3 protein-coding genes are annotated in these 18,271 nt (G+C 70.1%); all 3 read right to left on the reverse strand.

Features of this window, described 5'->3' with window-relative positions; genetic code table 11:
• Positions 1 to 11 precede the first annotated feature (11 nt).
• Entirely contained in the window at positions 12 to 5,678 is a 5,667-nt protein-coding gene (locus AC4OXY_RS38125) for a type I polyketide synthase (protein WP_491994703.1), read from the reverse strand.
• 263 nt (positions 5,679 to 5,941) lie between these two features.
• Positions 5,942 to 7,129, reverse strand: a complete 1,188-nt coding sequence (locus tag AC4OXY_RS38130) for a cytochrome P450 (RefSeq protein WP_491991916.1) — start codon at positions 7,127 to 7,129, stop codon at positions 5,942 to 5,944.
• A 38-nt stretch (positions 7,130 to 7,167) separates the two neighbouring features.
• Positions 7,168 to 18,231 (reverse strand): type I polyketide synthase, encoded by an 11,064-nt coding sequence (locus AC4OXY_RS38135; RefSeq protein ID WP_491991917.1) that lies wholly within the window; start codon positions 18,229 to 18,231, stop codon positions 7,168 to 7,170.
• Positions 18,232 to 18,271 lie beyond the last annotated feature (40 nt).

The raw sequence follows: 18,271 nt of genomic DNA on the forward strand, positions 1-18,271 counted from the left end.
GGCGTGCCGAGTCAGGACAGGCCGAGTTCGTTGTCGAGTACCAGGAACAGTTCGTCGTCGGAGGCCGACTCGAGGTCGGCGACCGGTGTCTGCTCGGCCCCGGCCGGACCGGGCTCGGCCCTGAGCTTCCACAGCAGGGCCTGCAGACGGTCCGTGACGGCGGAGAGCCGCTCGTCATGCTCCGGCAGGGCCAGGACGGCGTCCTCCCATGCGTCCAGACCTGCCAGCAACCCGTCGGGGACGGACGGCCGTTCGCCCTCGACGAGGGTCAGCAGGTGCCCGGCGAGTGCGTCGCAGTTCGGATAGTCGAAGACGAGCGTGGCGGGCAGCCGCAGTCCGGTGGTGGCCGTGAGCCGGTTGCGCAGTTCGACCGCGGCCAGGGAGTCGAACCCGAGCTCCTTGAACGAGCGATCGGGGCCGATGTCCTGAGCGGAGGAGCGCCCCGTGACCGCGACGACCTGACGCTTGAGCAAGTCCAATACCAGCGAGTGCTGGTCGGGGTCGGACAGCCCTGTCAGCCGCTGCGCGAGCGAAACGCCCGACGTGCCGGGGCCGGTGCGCCTCGCGGGGACGCGCACCAGGGTGCGAAGGAGCGCCGGAAGGGTGCCGTCGGCCGCCGTCGCGCGGAGCGAGGCCATGTCGAACCGCGCCGGCAGGAGGACCGGCCGGTCCAGGCCCAGGGCCGCGTCGAACAGCGCCAGCGCCTCGGTCGCGGACAGTGCCACCGCGCCCTGGCGGTTGAGGCGCGCGCGGTCCGCGTCGTCCAGGTCGCCGGTCATCGCACCGCCTTGCTCCCACAGGCCCCAGGCGAGTGAGATGGCGGGCAGGCCGGCGGACCGGCGGTGCCGGGCCAGGGAGTCGAGGAAGGCATTGGCGGCGGCGTAGCTCGCCTGCCCGGGGTTGCCGAGGGTGCCGGCGGCAGAGGAGAAGAGGACGAACGCCGCCAGGCCCGCCTCTCGCGTCTGCTGGTGCAGCTGCCAGGCGGCGTCGGTCTTGGGCCGCAGCACGGTGTCCAGGCGCTCGGACGAGAGAGAGGGCAGGACACCGTCGTCGAGCACGCCCGCCGTGTGGACGACGGCAGTCAGTGGGTGCGCCACCGGGACCGAGGCGAGCAGCTCCGCCAGCGCGGCCGGATCCCCGACGTCGCAGGCGGAGACCGTCACCCGCGCACCCAGCGCGGTGAGTTCCGCGGCCAGCTCGTCCGCCCCGGGAGCCTGCGGGCCGCGGCGACTGGTCAGCAGCAGGTGCCGTACGCCGTACCTGCTGACCAGATGGCGGGCCACCAGGGCGCCCAGGGCGCCGGTGCCGCCGGTCACGAGTACCGTTCCCCCGCCGTCGAGGACGACGGGCCCGGCCTGGCCGGACGCCGGCGGCAGAGCGCGAACCAGCCGCGGTACCAACAGCCCGCCGTCCCGGACCGCCACCTGCGGCTCCCCGCAGGCGAGCGCCGTCGGCAGGGCCGCCGCGGCGGTCCGCTCACGGTCGAGGTCGACGAGGCGGAACCGGCCGGGGTTCTCCGTCTGGGCCGAGCGCAGTAGCCCCCAGCACGCGGCCCCTCCCGGATCCCGCACCTCGTCGGAGGCGATCGCGGCGACCGCGTCCCGAGTGACCGCCACCAGGCAGCAGGACGCCAGCCGTTCGTCGGCGAGCCATTCCTGGGCCCGGGCCAGCACCTCGTGGGCGAGGGTACGCGCCCGGTGCGCGGCGTCGCTGCCGCTCGTCTCCGTTTCCGCGCAGGGCAGCACCACCCAGCGGGGGACGGGCAGTCCGGCGTCCAGGGCCGCGGTGAGGGCGGCGACGTCCGGATAGCGCGGGCACTCCGCCGGCGCGAGGTCGTCCGCCGCCGACCCGTCCGGGCCGAGCACGGCCCACTCCCCGGGCGCCGTCTGCGCATCGGCGACGGCCGACCACTCCACCTGGAACAACAGGTCGTTGGACGCGCCGTCGCGGTGCAGCGCCCCAGCGTCCACCGGCTCCAGCGCGAGCCCCGCGAACGTGGCGACGGGCGAACCCGTCGGGTCCGCGAGGTCCATCGCGTACGTGCCGGGCCCGGTGGGACGCAGCCGGGCCCGCAGCGCGGAACCGGCACGGGAGTACAAGGCAGCCCCCGTCACCCGGCGGAGCCAGCGGACCCGCCCGCTGCCCGCCCGGTCGGCGTCGGCACCCCCGAGGGCGGACCCGTCCCCTGAGTCGAGCAGTACGGTGTGCAGCGCCGCGTCCAGGAGCGCGGGATGGACGGCGAAGCGTGTGTCCTCGGCGTCCTCGGGCAGATCGACCTCGACGTAGACGGCCGAGTCGTCCCGCCAGGCGGCGCGCAGTCCCTGGAACAGCGGGCCGTGCGCCACACCGGCGCCGACCAGCCGGTCGTACAGGCCGGAGACAGCGACGGCCGATGCGCCCGGCGGCGGCCAGACGGTCAGGGAGGTCGGCTCGGCCGGGTCCGCCACGACGAGACGGCCCGTGGCGTGCCGCGTCCAGTCGGTGTCGGACCCGGCCCGCTCGGGCCGGGTGTGGACGGACACGCTCCGCCCGCCCGCCGGATCGCTCGCCCCGACGGTGACCCGCAGCTGCAGGGCGCCCTGATCCGGTAGCAGCAGCGGCGCGTCGAGGGACAGATCGGCGAGCTCCTCGCAGCCGGTCCGCCCTCCCGCGTACAGCGCCAGCTCGACCAGGGCGCTGGGCGGCAGCACCGTGACGTCCAGCGCCGTGTGCTCGGCCAGCCACGGCTGGACGGCGAGCCCGAGCCGCCCGGTGAGAACCGTTCCCTGCTCCTCCGGCAGCACTACCTCCGCGGTGAGGAAGGGGTGGTCCGCGACCGCCAGCCCGGCCGAGGTGACGTCGGAACCCGCCGGAGGCGTGTCGAGCCAGTACGACTCGCGCTGGAAGGGGTAGGTCGGCAGGTCGGCCCGTGCGGCCGTGCGCTCCGCGAAGTGGGGCGCCCAGTCCACGACGTTCGCCGTGACATGGGCCTCGGCCACTGAGGTCAGCAGCCGCAGCCGGCCGCCATCGTCGCGGCGGAGTGTGCCGAGCGCGACACCACCGCCGGCGCCGCGCCCGTTGCCGGCCTGCTCGCTTCCGATGTCGTCGAGCGTTTCCTGGGTGCCGATGGTCAGCACGGGGTGCGGACTGCACTCGATGAACAACCGGTGGCCGCTGTGCCGGAGCGCCCGTACGGCCTCTTCGTACCGGACCGTGTGCCGCAGGTTGGAGTACCAGTAGTCGGCGTCCATGGCAGTGGTGTCCAGCAGGCCGCCGGTGAGCGTCGAATACAGCGGCACGGTCGAGGGACGCGGTGTGATGTGGGCGAGAGCATCGAGTACCCGGCCGCGGATGCGCTCGACGTGGGGCGAGTGGGAGGCATAGTCGACGGGGATCGTTCGGGCGCGGACACCCTGTTCCCGGTAGGCGGCGACGATACGGTGCACGGCGTCGGTGTCACCCGCGATGACCGTGGTACCGGGGCCGTTCACGGCGGCGACGGAGGCACGCCCGTCGTGGTGTCGCGCCAGGTCGGCGGCGATCCGTTCGGCAGGCAGGGGAACGGAGGCCATGGTGCCGGTGCCGCCGAGTTCGGTGAGGGCGCGGCTGCGGAGGGCCACGACGGCGGCCGCGTCGTCCAGGGAGAGCGCCCCGGCGACACACGCGGCGGCTATCTCTCCCTGGGAGTGGCCCACGACGGCGTCCGGACGGGCCCCGTAGGAACGCCACACTTCGGCGAGCGAGACCATCACGGCGAACAGCGCCGGTTGCACCACGTCGACCCGGTCGAGCATCGGTCCCGCTTCCGGGTCCCGCAGCACGTCGGTCAGCGACCAGTCGACGTACGGCGCCAAGGCCGTTGCGCAGGCCTCGATGCGCTCCCGGAAGGGGGTGGAGGAGGTGAGGAGTTCGCTTGCCATGCCGGGCCATTGGGAGCCCTGGCCGGGGAAGACGAAGGCGACTCTGCCCTCAGTCGTGTGTCCTTGCAGGGTGTTGGGGGTGGTTTCGCCGTTGGCGAGTGCGGTGAGGCCGTTGAGCAGGTCGGTGGTGTCGGTGGCGATGACGGCGGCGCGGTGGGTGAAGTGGGTGCGGGTGGTGGCGAGTGTGCGGGCGACGGCGGTGGGGTCGAGGTGGGGGTGGTGGGTGAGGTGGTGGTGCAGGCGGGTGGCTTGGGCTTTGAGGGCGGTTTGGGTCTTTGCGGAGAGGAGGTAGGGCAGGGGGGTGTGTGCGGGGGGTTGTTCGGTGTGCTGGTTGGTGCTGGTGCTGGTGCTGGTGCTGGTGCTGGTGCTGGTGCTGGTGCTGGTGGTGGGTGGGGGTGCTGCTTCGAGGATGAGGTGGGCGTTGGTGCCGCTGATGCCGAAGGAGGAGACGGCGGCGCGGCGGGGGTGGTCGGTGTGGGGCCAGGGGGTCTGTTCGGTGAGGAGTTTGACCGCGCCCGATTCCCAGTCGACGTGTGGTGTGGGCTCGTCGATGTGGAGGGTCTTGGGTAGTACGCCGTGGTGGATGGCTTGGACCATTTTGATGACGCCGGCGATGCCTGCGGCGGCTTGGGTGTGGCCGATGTTGGATTTGACGGAGCCGAGCCACAGGGGCTGTTCCGTGGGCCGGTTCTGGCCGTAGGTGGCGAGGAGGGCTTGGGCTTCGATGGGGTCGCCGAGTCGGGTGCCGGTGCCGTGTGCTTCGACGGCGTCGACGTCGGTGGGGTGCAGGCCCGCGTTGGTGAGGGCTTGGTGGATGACGCGTTGCTGGGAGGGGCCGTTGGGGGCGCTGAGCTGGCTGCTGGCGCCGTCCTGGTTGACGGCGCTGCCGCGGATGACGGCGAGGACGGGGTGGCCGTTGCGCTGGGCGTCGGAGAGGCGCTCCAGGAGGACGAGGCCTACGCCCTCGCCCCAGCCGGTGCCGTCGGCTTCGGCGGCGAAGGGCTTGCAGCGGCCGTCGGGTGCGAGCCCGCGCTGCCGGCTGAACTCCACGAACAACGTCGGTGTCGCGAGCACGGTGACGCCGCCGGCGAGGGCGAGTTCGCACTCGCCGGAGCGCAGTGCCTGCGCGGCCAGATGGATCGCGACGAGCGAGGACGAGCAGGCGGTGTCCACGCTGACGGCGGGGCCCTCGAGGCCGAAGGTGTACGACACCCGGCCCGACGCGACACTGTAGGCACTGCCCAGCCCCAGGTGCCCTTCGAAGCCGTCGGGCATCCGCTGGATCATCCGTGCCGCGTAGTCCCCGTACATGACGCCGGTGAAGACGCCGGTGCGGCTGCCGCGGAGCCGGGTGGGGTCCAGGCCGGCGCGTTCGAGGGTTTCCCAGGCGGTCTCCAGCAGCAGGCGCTGCTGGGGGTCGATGGTGAGGGCTTCGCGGGGGCTGATGCCGAAGAACTCGGCGTCGAAGTGGTCGGCGTCGTGGAGGAAGCCGCCTTGGCGGGCGTAGCTCGTGCCGGTGGTGTCGGGGTCGGGGTCGAAGAGGTTGTCGAGGTCCCAGCCGCGTTGGGTGGGGAAGTCGCCGATGGCGTCGCCGGCGTGGGTGAGCAGGTGCCACAGGTCCTCGGGGGAGCTGACGCCGCCTGGGTAGCGGCAGGCCATCGACACCACGGCGATCGGCTCCCGGGAAGCCTGCGTCAACCGGTCCTGCAGACGCCGCAGCCGCTCGTTCTCCAGCAGCGAGGCGCGCAGCGCTGCAACGACCTTGCCATCCGGGGGCACGCTCATCATCAGCTCCGTCCGTCGTGGGACTGGTCGGACCGGCCGCGCGTGTCCCGCGCACGAACGCCCTGACAGGATGCGAGCCGGGCGTGATCGGTCTTCGTCATGGTCACCAGGCCCTCTTAAGCCGAGCTAGGCGAGTTCTGAAGATGGCGGAGAGCCCGCACCGCTTCTGGGAACAGCGGTGCGGGGGCCGCCGGCGAACCGGGCGGCCCCCGCACAGGACCTGTCGCGGCCCGGTCACCGACCAGGGCCGCCCGCCGTCACCAGCTGACCGGCAGCTCGTGGACTCCGTACGTGTTCATCGCCTCTCGGGTTCTGATGTCCTGCGGCGACGCTGCCAGCCGCAACCCGGGGAAGCGGCGCAGCAGCAGCCGCAGCGCGATCCGGATCTCGATCCTGGCCAGGTTGTGGCCGATGCACTGGTGCAGACCGTGACCGAACGCGAGACTGCCGACACCGCCTCCCTCGGCGTGGAAGGTGTCGGGATCCTCGAAGCGCCGGCCGTCACGGTTGACCGCCGAGGTGGAGATCGTGACGGTCTCGCCCTGCCGTACCAGCACCCCGCCGATCTCGACGTCCTTGAGGGCGGCCCGCGAGACGAACTGGACCACCGACAGATAGCGCAGCAGTTCGTTGACCGTCTGGTCGTCCACCTGGCTCCCGTCGCCCTGCGCGGCCCGCGCCTTGTCGTCCTGGAGCAGCAAGTACACGCTCATCGCGATCATGTTCGCCGTGGTCTCATGACCCGCGACCAGCATCAGGAACGTCAGCCCGGCGAGCTCGTCGTCGTTGAGCTCACCGACACCGATCAGCTCGCTGAGCAGGTCGTCGCCCGGAGCGGCCCGCCGCGCCCTGACCAGTTCGCGCATCAGCTCACCGGTGCGCCGTGCGGCGGCCGCGACCTCCGCGGGCGGGGTGGTCGGCGAGAGCATCGGCACCCGCAGCTTCTGCAGCTGAGCCGCCAGATCGGCGTCGGCACCCATCAGCTCACAGATCACCAGGACCGGCAGCGGCAGCGCGAACGCCGCCATCAGATCGGCCGGAGACCCGTCGGCCTCCAACGCGTCCAGGCAGGCCGTGGCGATCCGCTCGATCGCCGGCTCCAGCTCCCGTACCCGCCGCACCGTGAAGTGCCGGCTGAGCGGCTTGCGGTAGCGGGTGTGCTCCGGCGGGTCCATCCCGATGAACATGCCGGGCTGCGCCGGACCGAGCTTGCCTCCCATCACGATGGGCGAGCTGCGCAGGTCGTGACGCGCACTGAACGAGACGTCGGCGAGCACCTCCTGCGCCAGGTCGTAGCCCGTGACCAGCCATCCCTGATGACCGTCGGGATAGGTCATCCGGGCGATCGGCCGCTCCTCACGGAGCGCGCCGAGCTCCTCCGGCGGAGAGAAGGGGCAGCTCCGGGCCGTCGGCATCCCATCGACCACGGGTTCGGTGTGCGTCATTGCGCTCTCCTCGCATTCCTTGAGTTCATCGATGGCCTTCATCGGCCCGCACTCGCTTCCGCAGCCGCGGCGGACGGCTCCTGCGCGCCCTGCCCGACCAGGGCCATCCGGACGAGGTCGTCGACACCCGCGGTCTCGATCGCGTCCGCCCGGTCCAGCTCCTCGGGATCCGCCGCGCCGTGCGTTTCACCCGGCCCGTCCGCCAGGCGCACCAGCACGTCGAGCAGGCCGGCCTCCCGCAACCGGGCTGCCGAGACCCTCGCCAGCGCCCGGCGCAGTCTGGCCTCGTCGTCGTCCCCCTCGCTCCCGGCCTCCGCGGCGGGAACCACTTGGGTGCGCAGGTGGCGGGCCAGGGCGGCAGGTGTCGGATGGTCGAACGCCAGGGTCGGGTGCAACTGCAGGCCGGTGACCGCGTTCAGCCGGTTGCGCAGTTCGACGGCGGTCAGCGAGTCGAAACCCATGTCCATCAGGCCGCGCTCGGTGTCGACCGTGTCGGCCGCGGAGTGGCCCAGGACCAGGGCGATCTCGCCGCACACCAGGTCGAGGAGGAGGCGGTCCTGCTCGGCGGGTTCCAGGCCTGCCAGCCACTGGATGACAGAACGGCCGCCGGCCCGTGCACGCCGGACCGGAACGCGCGCCAAGTGCCGCAGCGGCGCAGGCAGTTCCCGGACCTCCGCCGCCGACCGCAGGCCATGGGGATCCAGCTGGATGGGGAGGAGGGTGGGTTTGGTGGTGGTGAGGGTGGTGTCGAGGAGGTGGAGGGCTTGGGGGGTGGTGAGGGGGGTGGTGCCGTTTTGGGTGAGGCGTTGGTGTTGTTGGTGGGTGAGTTGGGCGGTGATGGTGCTGGTTTGTTGCCAGAGGCCCCAGGCGAGTGAGGTGGCGGGGAGGCCTTGGGTGTGGCGGTGGTGGGCGAGGGTGTCGAGGAAGGTGTTGGCGGCGGCGTAGTTGGCTTGGCCGGGGTTGCCGAGGGTGCCGGCGGCTGAGGAGAAGAGGATGAAGTGGGTGAGGGTGGGGGTGTGTTGGGTGTGGGTGTGGAGGTGCCAGGCGGCGTCGGCTTTGGGTTTGAGGGTGGTGGTGAGGTGGTGGGGGGTGAGGGTGGTGAGGGTGGCGTCGTGGGTGGTTGCGGCGGTGTGGATGACGGTGGTGAGGGGGTGTTCGGTGGGGATGGTGGTGAGGAGGTCGGCGAGTTGGTGGGGGTCGGAGACGTCGCAGGCGGTGATGGTGACTTTGGTGCCGAGTTGGGTGAGGTGTTGGGTGAGTTCTGTGGTGTGGGGGGCGTTGGGTCCTTGGCGGCTGGTGAGGAGGAGGTGTTGGGGGTGGTGGTGGGTGGCGAGGTGGGTGGCGATGAGGCGGCCGAGGGTGCCGGTGCCGCCGGTGATGAGGATGGTGCCGTTGGGGTTGAGGGGGGTGTGGGTGGTTGGTTGGGCGGTGGTTTTGGTGAGTTGTGGGGTGTGGGGGGTGTTGTTGCGGATGGTGGTTTGGGGGTGGGTGGTGGTGAGTTGGTGGAGGAGGGTGGGGTTGAGGGTGGTGGTGTGGGGTGGGGTTTCGAGGTCGATGAGGGTGATGCGGTGGGGGTGTTCGGTTTGGGCTGTGCGCAGGAGTCCCCAGGTGGTTGCGTGGGGGAGGTTGGGGGTGTGGGTGTCGTGGGTGGTGGTGTTGGCGTGGTGGGTTATGACGGTGAGTTGGGTGTGGGTGAGGTGGGGGTTGGTGAGGAAGTCTTGGGTGAGGGTGAGTGTGTGTTGGGTGAGGTGGTGGGTGTCGGGGAGGGGGTTGGGGTTGGTGGGGTCGGTGGCTGGGAGTGTGGTGAGGAGGATGTCGGGGGTGGGGTGGTGTTGTTCTGTGATGGCGTGGGTGAGGTCGGTGAGGTTGGCGTAGGTGGGGATGGGGTGGTCGGGGTCGTGGGGCAGTGGGGTGCCGAGGATGGCGATGCGGGGGGTTCCTGTACGCGGTTCCGGCTCCGCAGGCACCCATTCCAACTCCCACAACGCGTTGTGCAACGCCGGGTCGCCCAGAGCCAGTTGATCGGCCGTGACAGGACGGACCGCCAGCATCTCCACCATCAGCACCGGCATTCCCGACGGGTCGGTCGCCGCGAGCGACAGAGTCTCCTCGCCGGTGCGTGACAGCCGGACCCGCAGGGCCGTGGCACCGGTGGAGTGCAGCGTGACACCGCTCCATGAGAACGGCAGCCGCGTCGGCTCGGACTCCGAGGCACCGGACAGCCCGATGGCGGAGACGTGCAGGGCCGAATCCAGCAGGGCGGGATGGACACCGAATCCCGCCGTGCCGACGTCATGAGCAAGAGCAACCTCGGCGTATACCTCGTCCCCGTCGCGCCAGGCGGCCTGCAGTCCCTGGAACACCGGACCGTAGTTGAGTCCCATGTCGCTCAGCCGCGCATAGAGGTCGTCGACCTCCACGGCGACCGCGGCCGCAGGCGGCCACTCCGCGGGGAACTCGGGCGCGGAACGCGTATCCGCCGCGAGTGTTCCCTCCGCGTGCCGAACCCACTCGGCGCCGTCGACGTCGTCGCCCCGCCTCGAATGCACCGCGACGGACCTGGTCCCCCCGTCGTCAGGGGCACCGACCGTCACCTGCACGCGAACGGCGTCATCGCTGGGCACCACCAAGGGCTCGTACAGCGTCAAGTCCCGGACACAACCGGCCCCCACACGCTCGCCGGCGTGGAGGGCGAGGTCGATGTAGGCGGTGCCGGGCAGGAGAGGGGTCTCCAGGACGGCGTGGTCGGCGAGCCAGGGGTGGCTGGTGAGGGAGAGCTGTCCGGTGAAGAGGTGTCCGCCGTCGGGGAGCGGCACGCCGGCACCGAGCAGCGGATGAGCCGTCGCGTTGAGACCCGCTGAGGTGACGTCAGCGGTGATCGCCGGAGTCAGCCAGTACTGCTGGTGTTGGAAGGGGTAGGTGGGGAGGGGGGTGGGTGGTGTGGTGGGGAGGGCTTTGTGCCAGTTGATGGGGGTGCCGGTGTTGTGGAGGGTGGTGAGTGCGTGGGTGAGGGTGTGGGTGGGGTGGTGTTGGGGGTGGAGGGTGTGGGTGATGGTGATGGGGTCGGGGCTGGTGGTGTCGGTCTGGTTGTCGAGGCGGTTGTCGAGGGTGTGGTTGTTGAGGGTGGTGAGGGTGGTGTCGGGTCCGATTTCGAGGTAGGTGGTGACGCCTTGGTGGTTCAGGTGGGTGATGGATTGGTGGTAGTGGACGGGTTGGCGGGCGTGGGTGGTCCAGTGGTGGGTGGGCAGTGGGTCGGTGGTGGTGGTTGCGGTGTGGTTGGTGATGAGGGGTGTGTGGGGTGTGTGGTGGGTGATATGGCGTGTGGTGTGGGTGAGTTGGTCGAGGATGGGGTCGAGGTGGGGGGAGTGGTAGCCGTGGGTGGTGTTGAGGATTTTGGTTTTGATTCCTTGTTGCTGGAAGTGGGTGGTGATGTGGTGGACGGTGGTGTGGTGGCCTGCGATGACGGTGGTGGTGGGGGTGTTGTGGGCGGCGATGGTGACGTCGGTGATGTGGTGTTGGGTGAGGTAGTGGGTGAGGGGTTGGGGTGGGAGGTTGATGCTGGCCATGGTGCCGGTGGGGGGGAGGGTGTGCATGAGGTGGGCGCGGGTGGTGATGAGGTGGGCGGCGTCGGTGAGGGTGAGGATGCCGGCGGTGTGGGCTGCGGTGATTTCGCCGAGGGAGTGGCCGAGGTGGTAGTGGGGGTGGATGCCGTAGTCGTGGGTGAGGAGGTGGTAGAGGGCGGTTTGGAGGGCGAAGAGGGCGGGTTGGGTGTAGAGGGTGGTGTTGAGCAGGCCGGTGAGGGGGTCGTTGGGGGTGGCCCACATGATGTGTTGGAGGGGGTGGTCGAGGTGGGGGTCGAGGGCGTGGCAGACGCGGTCGAGGTGGTGGGCGAAGGCGGGGTTGGTGGTGTAGAGGTCGTGGCCCATGCCGGGGTGTTGGGTGCCTTGGCCGCTGAAGCAGAACGCGATTTTCCCCCCTCCGTCGCTGGTGGTGGTGTGGGTGAGGTGGGGGTGGGGTTGGCCGGTGGTGAGGGCGTGGAGGGCGTTGAGGCGTTGGGTGGTGGTGCCGTGGGTGATGGCGGCGCGGTGGGTGAAGTGGGTGCGGGTGGTGGCCAGGGCGCGGGCGACGGCGCTGGTGTGGAGGTGGGGGTGGTGGGTGAGGTGGGTGTGCAGGCGGGCGGCTTGGGCCTGGAGGGCCTGGGGGGTGCGGGCTGAGAGCAGCCACGGCGCCGGTCCGTCCATGGCCGGGTCGGCGTCCGCTTGATCGGCCGGCACCGATCCGACCGGCGCCAGTCCCTCCGCCGCGGGAGGCAATTCGGCCGGCGTCTGGGTGGGAGGTGTCTCGACCGGTGCCGCTTCGAGGATGACGTGGGCGTTCGTCCCACTCACACCGAACGAGGACACGCCCGCCCGAGCAGGACGCCCGGTCTGTGGCCACGGGACGGCTTCGGTGAGCAGTTCCACCGCCCCCGACTCCCAGTCCACATGAGGCGTGGGCTCGTCGATGTGCAGGCTCTTGGGTAGGAAGCCGTGGCGGATGGCCTGCACCATTTTGATGACGCCGGCGATGCCTGCGGCGGCTTGGGTGTGGCCGATGTTGGATTTGACGGAGCCGAGCCACAGGGGCTGTTCCGTGCGCCGGTTCTGGCCGTAGGTGGCGAGGAGGGCCTGGGCTTCGATGGGGTCGCCGAGTCGGGTGCCGGTGCCGTGTGCCTCGACGGCGTCGATCTGGTCGGGTGTGAGGCGGGCGTTGGCGAGGGCTTGGTGGATGACGCGTTGCTGGGAGGGGCCGTTGGGGGCGGTCAGGCCGTTGCTGGCGCCGTCCTGGTTCAGTGCGCTGCCGCGGATGACGGCGAGGACCTGATGGCCGTTGCGCTGGGCGTCGGAGAGGCGCTCCAGCAGGACGAGGCCCACGCCCTCGCCCCAGCCGGTGCCGTCAGCTCCGGCGGCGAACGACTTGCAGCGGCCGTCACGGGCCAGGCCCCGCTGCCGGCTGAACTCGATGAACGTGGTCGGCGAGGCCATGACGGTGACGCCGCCAGCGAGGGCGAGTTCGCATTCACCCGTCCGTAGTGCCTGCGCCGCCTGGTGCATGGCCACCAGGGACGAGGAACAGGCCGTGTCGACGGTCACCGCCGGACCCTCGAAGCCCAAGGTGTAGGAGATACGGCCCGAGGCCACGCTGTACGAATTTCCGGTACCGAGGAAGCCTTCGAAGCCTTCCGGTATGCGTTGCATCAGGCGGCCGGCGTAGTCGCCGTACATGACACCGACGAAGACTCCGGTACGACTGCCACGAAATGAGCCCGGAGTGAGGCCCGCCTGTTCGAACGTCTCCCAGGCGGTCTCCAGGAGCAGGCGCTGCTGGGGGTCGGTGGCCGCTGCCTCACGAGGACTGATCCCGAAGAAATCCGGGTCGAACTCGTCGGCGTCGTACAGGAAGCCGCCCTCGCGGGCGTAGCTCTTGCCGATGGCTTCGGGGTCCGGGTCGTACAGCCCCTCGACGTCCCAACCGCGATTCGTGGGGAACTCTCCGATGCCGTCTCTCCCTGCGGCAACCAGGTCCCACAGGTCATCGGGCGACGTGACGCCGCCGGGGTATCGGCAGGCCATGGACACGATCGCGATCGGTTCGTCGGCGGACCGGGCCGCGACAGCTGTGGTCGCCGGGTCCTTTCCCCTGCCGATCAGGGACTGGCGCAGGAAGCCTGCGAGTGCCTGGGCCGATGGGTAGTCGAACACGACGGTTGCCGGCAGGGGCAGGCCGGTGGCGCCGGAGAGCTGGTTGCGCAGTTCGACGGCGGTCAGCGAGTCGAAACCGAGTTCCTGGAAGGCCCGTTCGGGGTCTACGGCCTCGGGGGAGCCGTGCCCCAGGACTGCCGCGGTCTGCTGCCGCACCAGGTCGAGGAGGAGGCGGTCCTGCTCGGCGGGTTCCAGGGCCGCCAGCCGACGTCCGAGCGGGGCCTTCTCGGTGGCGACGCGAACCGGTGTCCTGACCAGGCTGCGCAGCATCGGCGACAAGGTGCCGGCTTCCGCGCGCGCACGGAGTGCGCGTGGCTCCACCCGCATGGGGAGGAGGGTGGGTTTGGTGGTGGTGAGGGTGGTGTCGAGGAGGTGGAGGGCTTGGGGGGTGGTGAGGGGGGTGGTGCCGTTTTGGGTGAGGCGTTGGTGTTGTTGGTGGGTGAGTTGGGCGGTGATGGTGCTGGTTTGTTGCCAGAGGCCCCAGGCGAGTGAGGTGGCGGGGAGGCCTTGGGTGTGGCGGTGGTGGGCGAGGGTGTCGAGGAAGGTGTTGGCGGCGGCGTAGTTGGCTTGGCCGGGGTTGCCGAGGGTGCCGGCGGCTGAGGAGAAGAGGATGAAGTGGGTGAGGGTGGGAGTGTGTTGGGTGTGGGTGTGGAGGTGCCAGGCGGCGTCGGCTTTGGGTTTGAGGGTGGTGGTGAGGTGGTGGGGGGTGAGGGTGGTGAGGGTGGCGTCGTGGGTGGTTGCGGCGGTGTGGATGACGGTGGTGAGGGGGTGTTCGGTGGGGATGGTGGTGAGGAGGTCGGCGAGTTGGTGGGGGTCGGAGACGTCGCAGGCGGTGATGGTGACTTTGGTGCCGAGTTGGGTGAGGTGTTGGGTGAGTTCTGTGGTGTGGGGGGCGTTGGGTCCTTGGCGGCTGGTGAGGAGGAGGTGTTGGGGGTGGTGGTGGGTGGCGAGGTGGGTGGCGATGAGGCGGCCGAGGGTGCCGGTGCCGCCGGTGATGAGGATGGTGCCGTTGGGGTTGAGGGGGGTGTGGGTGGTTGGTTGGGCGGTGGTTTTGGTGAGTTGTGGGGTGTGGGGGGTGTTGTTGCGGATGGTGGTTTGGGGGTGGGTGGTGGTGAGTTGGTGGAGGAGGGTGGGGTTGAGGGTGGTGGTGTGGGGTGGGGTTTCGAGGTCGATGAGGGTGATGCGGTGGGGGTGTTCGGTTTGGGCTGTGCGCAGGAGTCCCCAGGTGGTTGCGTGGGGGAGGTTGGGGGTGTGGGTGTCGTGGGTGGTGGTGTTGGCGTGGTGGGTTATGACGGTGAGTTGGGTGTGGGTGAGGTGGGGGTTGGTGAGGAAGTCTTGGGTGAGGGTGAGTGTGTGTTGGGTGAGGTGGTGGGTGTCGGGGAGGGGGTTGGGGTTGGTGGGGTCGGTGGCTGGGAGTGTGGTGAGGAGGATGTCGGGGGTGGGGTGGTGTTGTTCTGTGATGGCGTGGGTGAGGTCGGTGAGGTTGGCGTAGGTGGGGATGGGGTGGTCGGGGTCGTGGGGCAGTGGGGTGCCGAGGATGGCGATGCGGGGGGTTCCTGTACGCGGTTCCGGCTCCGCAGGCACCCATTCGACCTCGAACAGGGAGTTGCTGATATCGGCATCAGCGGGTGCCAATTGCTCAGCAGTGACCGGCCTCGTCGTCAACGCGTCGACCGTTATCACCGGGGTGCCGGTGTCATCCGTCGCGGTGAGTGTCAGGGTGTCCTCGCCGGTGCGTGACAGCCGGACCCGCAGGGCCGTGGCACCGGTGGAGTGCAGCGTGACACCGCTCCACGAGAACGGCAGCCGTACGTCGGGCTCGCTGTCCCCGGTTCGGTCCAGGCCGAGCCCCAGCGGGTGCAGCGCACTGTCCAGGAGCGCCGGGTGCATCCCGAATCGCGCGCCGCTCGACGCGTCGTGGTGGGCCACCTCCGCGTAGAGCGTCTCGCTCTTCCGCCAGGCCGCGCGCAGGCCTTGGAAGGCCGGACCGTAGTGATAGCCGAGGTCGGCGAGCTGGTCGTAGAACTCGTCGACGCCGACCGGTGCAGCATCTCGCGGCGGCCAAGAGGCCGAGTCCGCCGGTGTTGAGCAAGTCTGATGTTCCGCCAGCAATCCGTGCGCGTGTTCGGTCCAGGAGCGTTCCGCGGGATCCTCGCTCTCGCTGCCCTCGGGCCGTGAGTGGACCGTAATACGGCGGTTTCCGTTCTCGTCCGGTGCGGCGACTGTGACCTGGAGCTGCACGGCACGCTGCTCATTCAGAACGAGCGGTGTCCGGAGCGTCAACTCGGCCACATGAGGGCAGTTGAGGTGTTCGCCGGCGTGGAGGGCGAGGTCGATGTAGGCGGTGCCGGGCAGGAGAGGGGTCTCCAGGACGGCGTGGTCGGCGAGCCAGGGGTGGCTGGTGAGCGAGAGGCGGCCGGTGAAGAGGTGCCCGCCGTCGGGGAGCGGCACGCCGGCACCCAGCAGCGGGTGAGCACTCTCTTCGAGCCCGGCCGCAGTGACGTCCGTGTCGGCGGCGGCCGTGAACCAGTACTGCTGGTGTTGGAAGGGGTAGGTGGGGAGGGGGGTGGGTGGTGTGGTGGGGAGGGCTTTGTGCCAGTTGATGGGGGTGCCGGTGTTGTGGAGGGTGGTGAGTGCGTGGGTGAGGGTGTGGGTGGGGTGGTGTTGGGGGTGGAGGGTGTGGGTGATGGTGATGGGGTCGGGGCTGGTGGTGTCGGTCTGGTTGTCGAGGCGGTTGTCGAGGGTGTGGTTGTTGAGGGTGGTGAGGGTGGTGTCGGGTCCGATTTCGAGGTAGGTGGTGACGCCTTGGTGGTTCAGGTGGGTGATGGATTGGTGGTAGTGGACGGGTTGGCGGGCGTGGGTGGTCCAGTGGTGGGTGGGCAGTGGGTCGGTGGTGGTGGTTGCGGTGTGGTTGGTGATGAGGGGTGTGTGGGGGGTGTGGTGGGTGATATGGCGTGTGGCGTGGGTGAGTTGGTCGAGGATGGGGTCGAGGTGGGGGGAGTGGTAGCCGTGGGTGGTGTTGAGGATTTTGGTTTTGATTCCTTGTTGCTGGAAGTGGGTGGTGATGTGGTGGACGGTGGTGTGGTGGCCTGCGATGACGGTGGTGGTGGGGGTGTTGTGGGCGGCGATGGTGACGTCGGTGATGTGGTGTTGGGTGAGGTAGTGGGTGAGGGGTTGGGGTGGGAGGTTGATGCTGGCCATGGTGCCGGTGGGGGGGAGGGTGTGCATGAGGTGGGCGCGGGTGGTGATGAGGTGGGCGGCGTCGGTGAGGGTGAGGATGCCGGCGGTGTGGGCTGCGGTGATTTCGCCGAGGGAGTGGCCGAGGTGGTAGTGGGGGTGGATGCCGTAGTCGTGGGTGAGGAGGTGGTAGAGGGCGGTTTGGAGGGCGAAGAGGGCGGGTTGGGTGTAGAGGGTGGTGTTGAGCAGGCCGGTGAGGGGGTCGTTGGGGGTGGCCCACATGATGTGTTGGAGGGGGTGGTCGAGGTGGGGGTCGAGGGCGTGGCAGACGCGGTCGAGGTGGTGGGCGAAGGCGGGGTTGGTGGTGTAGAGGTCGTGGCCCATGCCGGGGTGTTGGGTGCCTTGGCCGCTGAAGCAGAACGCGATTTTCCCCCCTCCGTCGCTGGTGGTGGTGTGGGTGAGGTGGGGGTGGGGTTGGCCGGTGGTGAGGGCGTGGAGGGCGTTGAGGCGTTGGGTGGTGGTGCCGTGGGTGATGGCGGCGCGGTGGGTGAAGTGGGTGCGGGTGGTGGCCAGGGCGCGGGCGACGGCGCTGGTGTGGAGGTGGGGGTGGTGGGTGAGGTGGGTGTGCAGGCGGGCGGCTTGGGCCTGGAGGGCCTGGGGGGTGCGGGCTGAGAGCAGCCACGGCGCCGGTCCGTCCATGGCCGGGTCGGCGTCCGCTTGATCGGCCGGCACCGATCCGACCGGCGCCAAGTCCCCGGGAGACAACTCGGCCGGCGTCTGGGTGGGAGGTGTCTCGACCGGTGCCGCTTCGAGGATGAGGTGGGCGTTGGTGCCGCTGATGCCGAAGGAGGAGACGGCGGCGCGGCGGGGGTGGTCGGTGTGGGGCCAGGGGGTCTGTTCGGTGAGGAGTTTGACCGCGCCCGATTCCCAGTCGACGTGTGGTGTGGGCTCGTCGATGTGGAGGGTCTTGGGCAGGAGGCCGTGGTGGATGGCTTGGACCATTTTGATGACGCCGGCGATGCCTGCGGCGGCTTGGGTGTGGCCGATGTTGGATTTGACGGAGCCGAGCCACAAGGGTTGGTCGGCGGGCCGGTTCTGGCCGTAGGTGGCGAGGAGGGCCTGGGCTTCGATGGGGTCGCCGAGCCGGGTGCCGGTGCCGTGTGCCTCGACGGCGTCGATCTGGTCGGGTGTGAGGCGGGCGTTGGCGAGGGCCTGGGTGATCACCCGCTGTTGTGCGGGTCCGCTGGGCGCGGTCAGGCCGTTGCTGGCGCCGTCCTGGTTCAGTGCGCTGCCGCGGATGACGGCGAGGACCTGATGGCCGTTGCGCTGGGCGTCGGAGAGGCGCTCGAGGACCAGCAGACCCACACCTTCCCCCCAGCTCGTGCCGTCGGCAGCCTCGGCGAACGCCTTGATCCGACTGTCCGGTGCCAGCCCGCGCTGTCGGCTGAACTCGATGAAACCGGCAGGCGTCGCCATCACGGCCACGCCGCCGGCCAGAGCGAGAGTGCACTCGCCCGTCCGTAGTGCCTGCGCCGCCTGGTGCATGGCCACCAGGGACGAGGAACAGGCCGTGTCGACGGTCACCGCCGGACCCTCGAGACCCAGCACATAGGAGATACGCCCCGAGCTGATGCTGGTGGCCACGCCCGTCATGAGGTAGCCCTCGGAGGCGCTGGCTCCCGGCCGACGCAGGGAGATGTATTCCTGACCGCTGACGCCGGCGAAGACGCCGGTGGGGGTGGAGCGCAGGGAGTCGGGGGCGATGCCGGCGTGTTCGAGGGCTTCCCAGGCGGTCTCCAGGAGGAGGCGCTGCTGGGGGTCCATGGCGGCGGCCTCGCGGGGGCTGATGCCGAAGAACTCGGCGTCGAAGCAGTCGGCGTCGTGGAGGAAGCCGCCCTGGCGGACGTAGGTCTTGCCGCCGGCATCGGGGTCGGGGTCGTAGAGGGCCTCGATGTCCCAGCCGCGGTTGGTGGGGAAGTCCCCGATGGCGTCCCGCCCCTCGGTGACCAACTGCCACAGCTTCTCGGGGGAGTTGACGCCACCGGGATAGCGGCACGCCATCCCGACGATCGCGATCGGCTCGGTGGAGCGCTCCTCGACGTCACGCAGACGCCGCTGGGTCTGACGGAGGTCATTCATGACCCGCTTCAGATAGGTGAGGTGCTTTTCGGCGTTTTCCGGCATCGTCTCTCCCGTGACCCGGTGGTGCGTAGCTTGCTGGACT

Source organism: Streptomyces sp. HUAS MG56, from assembly GCF_058673395.1.

What these genes read in the sequence shown, in the direction of transcription:
- AC4OXY_RS38135 (WP_491991917.1), bottom strand. Translation starts at nt 18,231, where the DNA reads ATGCCGGAAAACGCCGAAAAGCACCTCACCTATCTGAAGCGGGTCATG.
- AC4OXY_RS38130 (WP_491991916.1), bottom strand. Translation starts at nt 7,129, where the DNA reads ATGACGCACACCGAACCCGTGGTCGATGGGATGCCGACGGCCCGGAGC.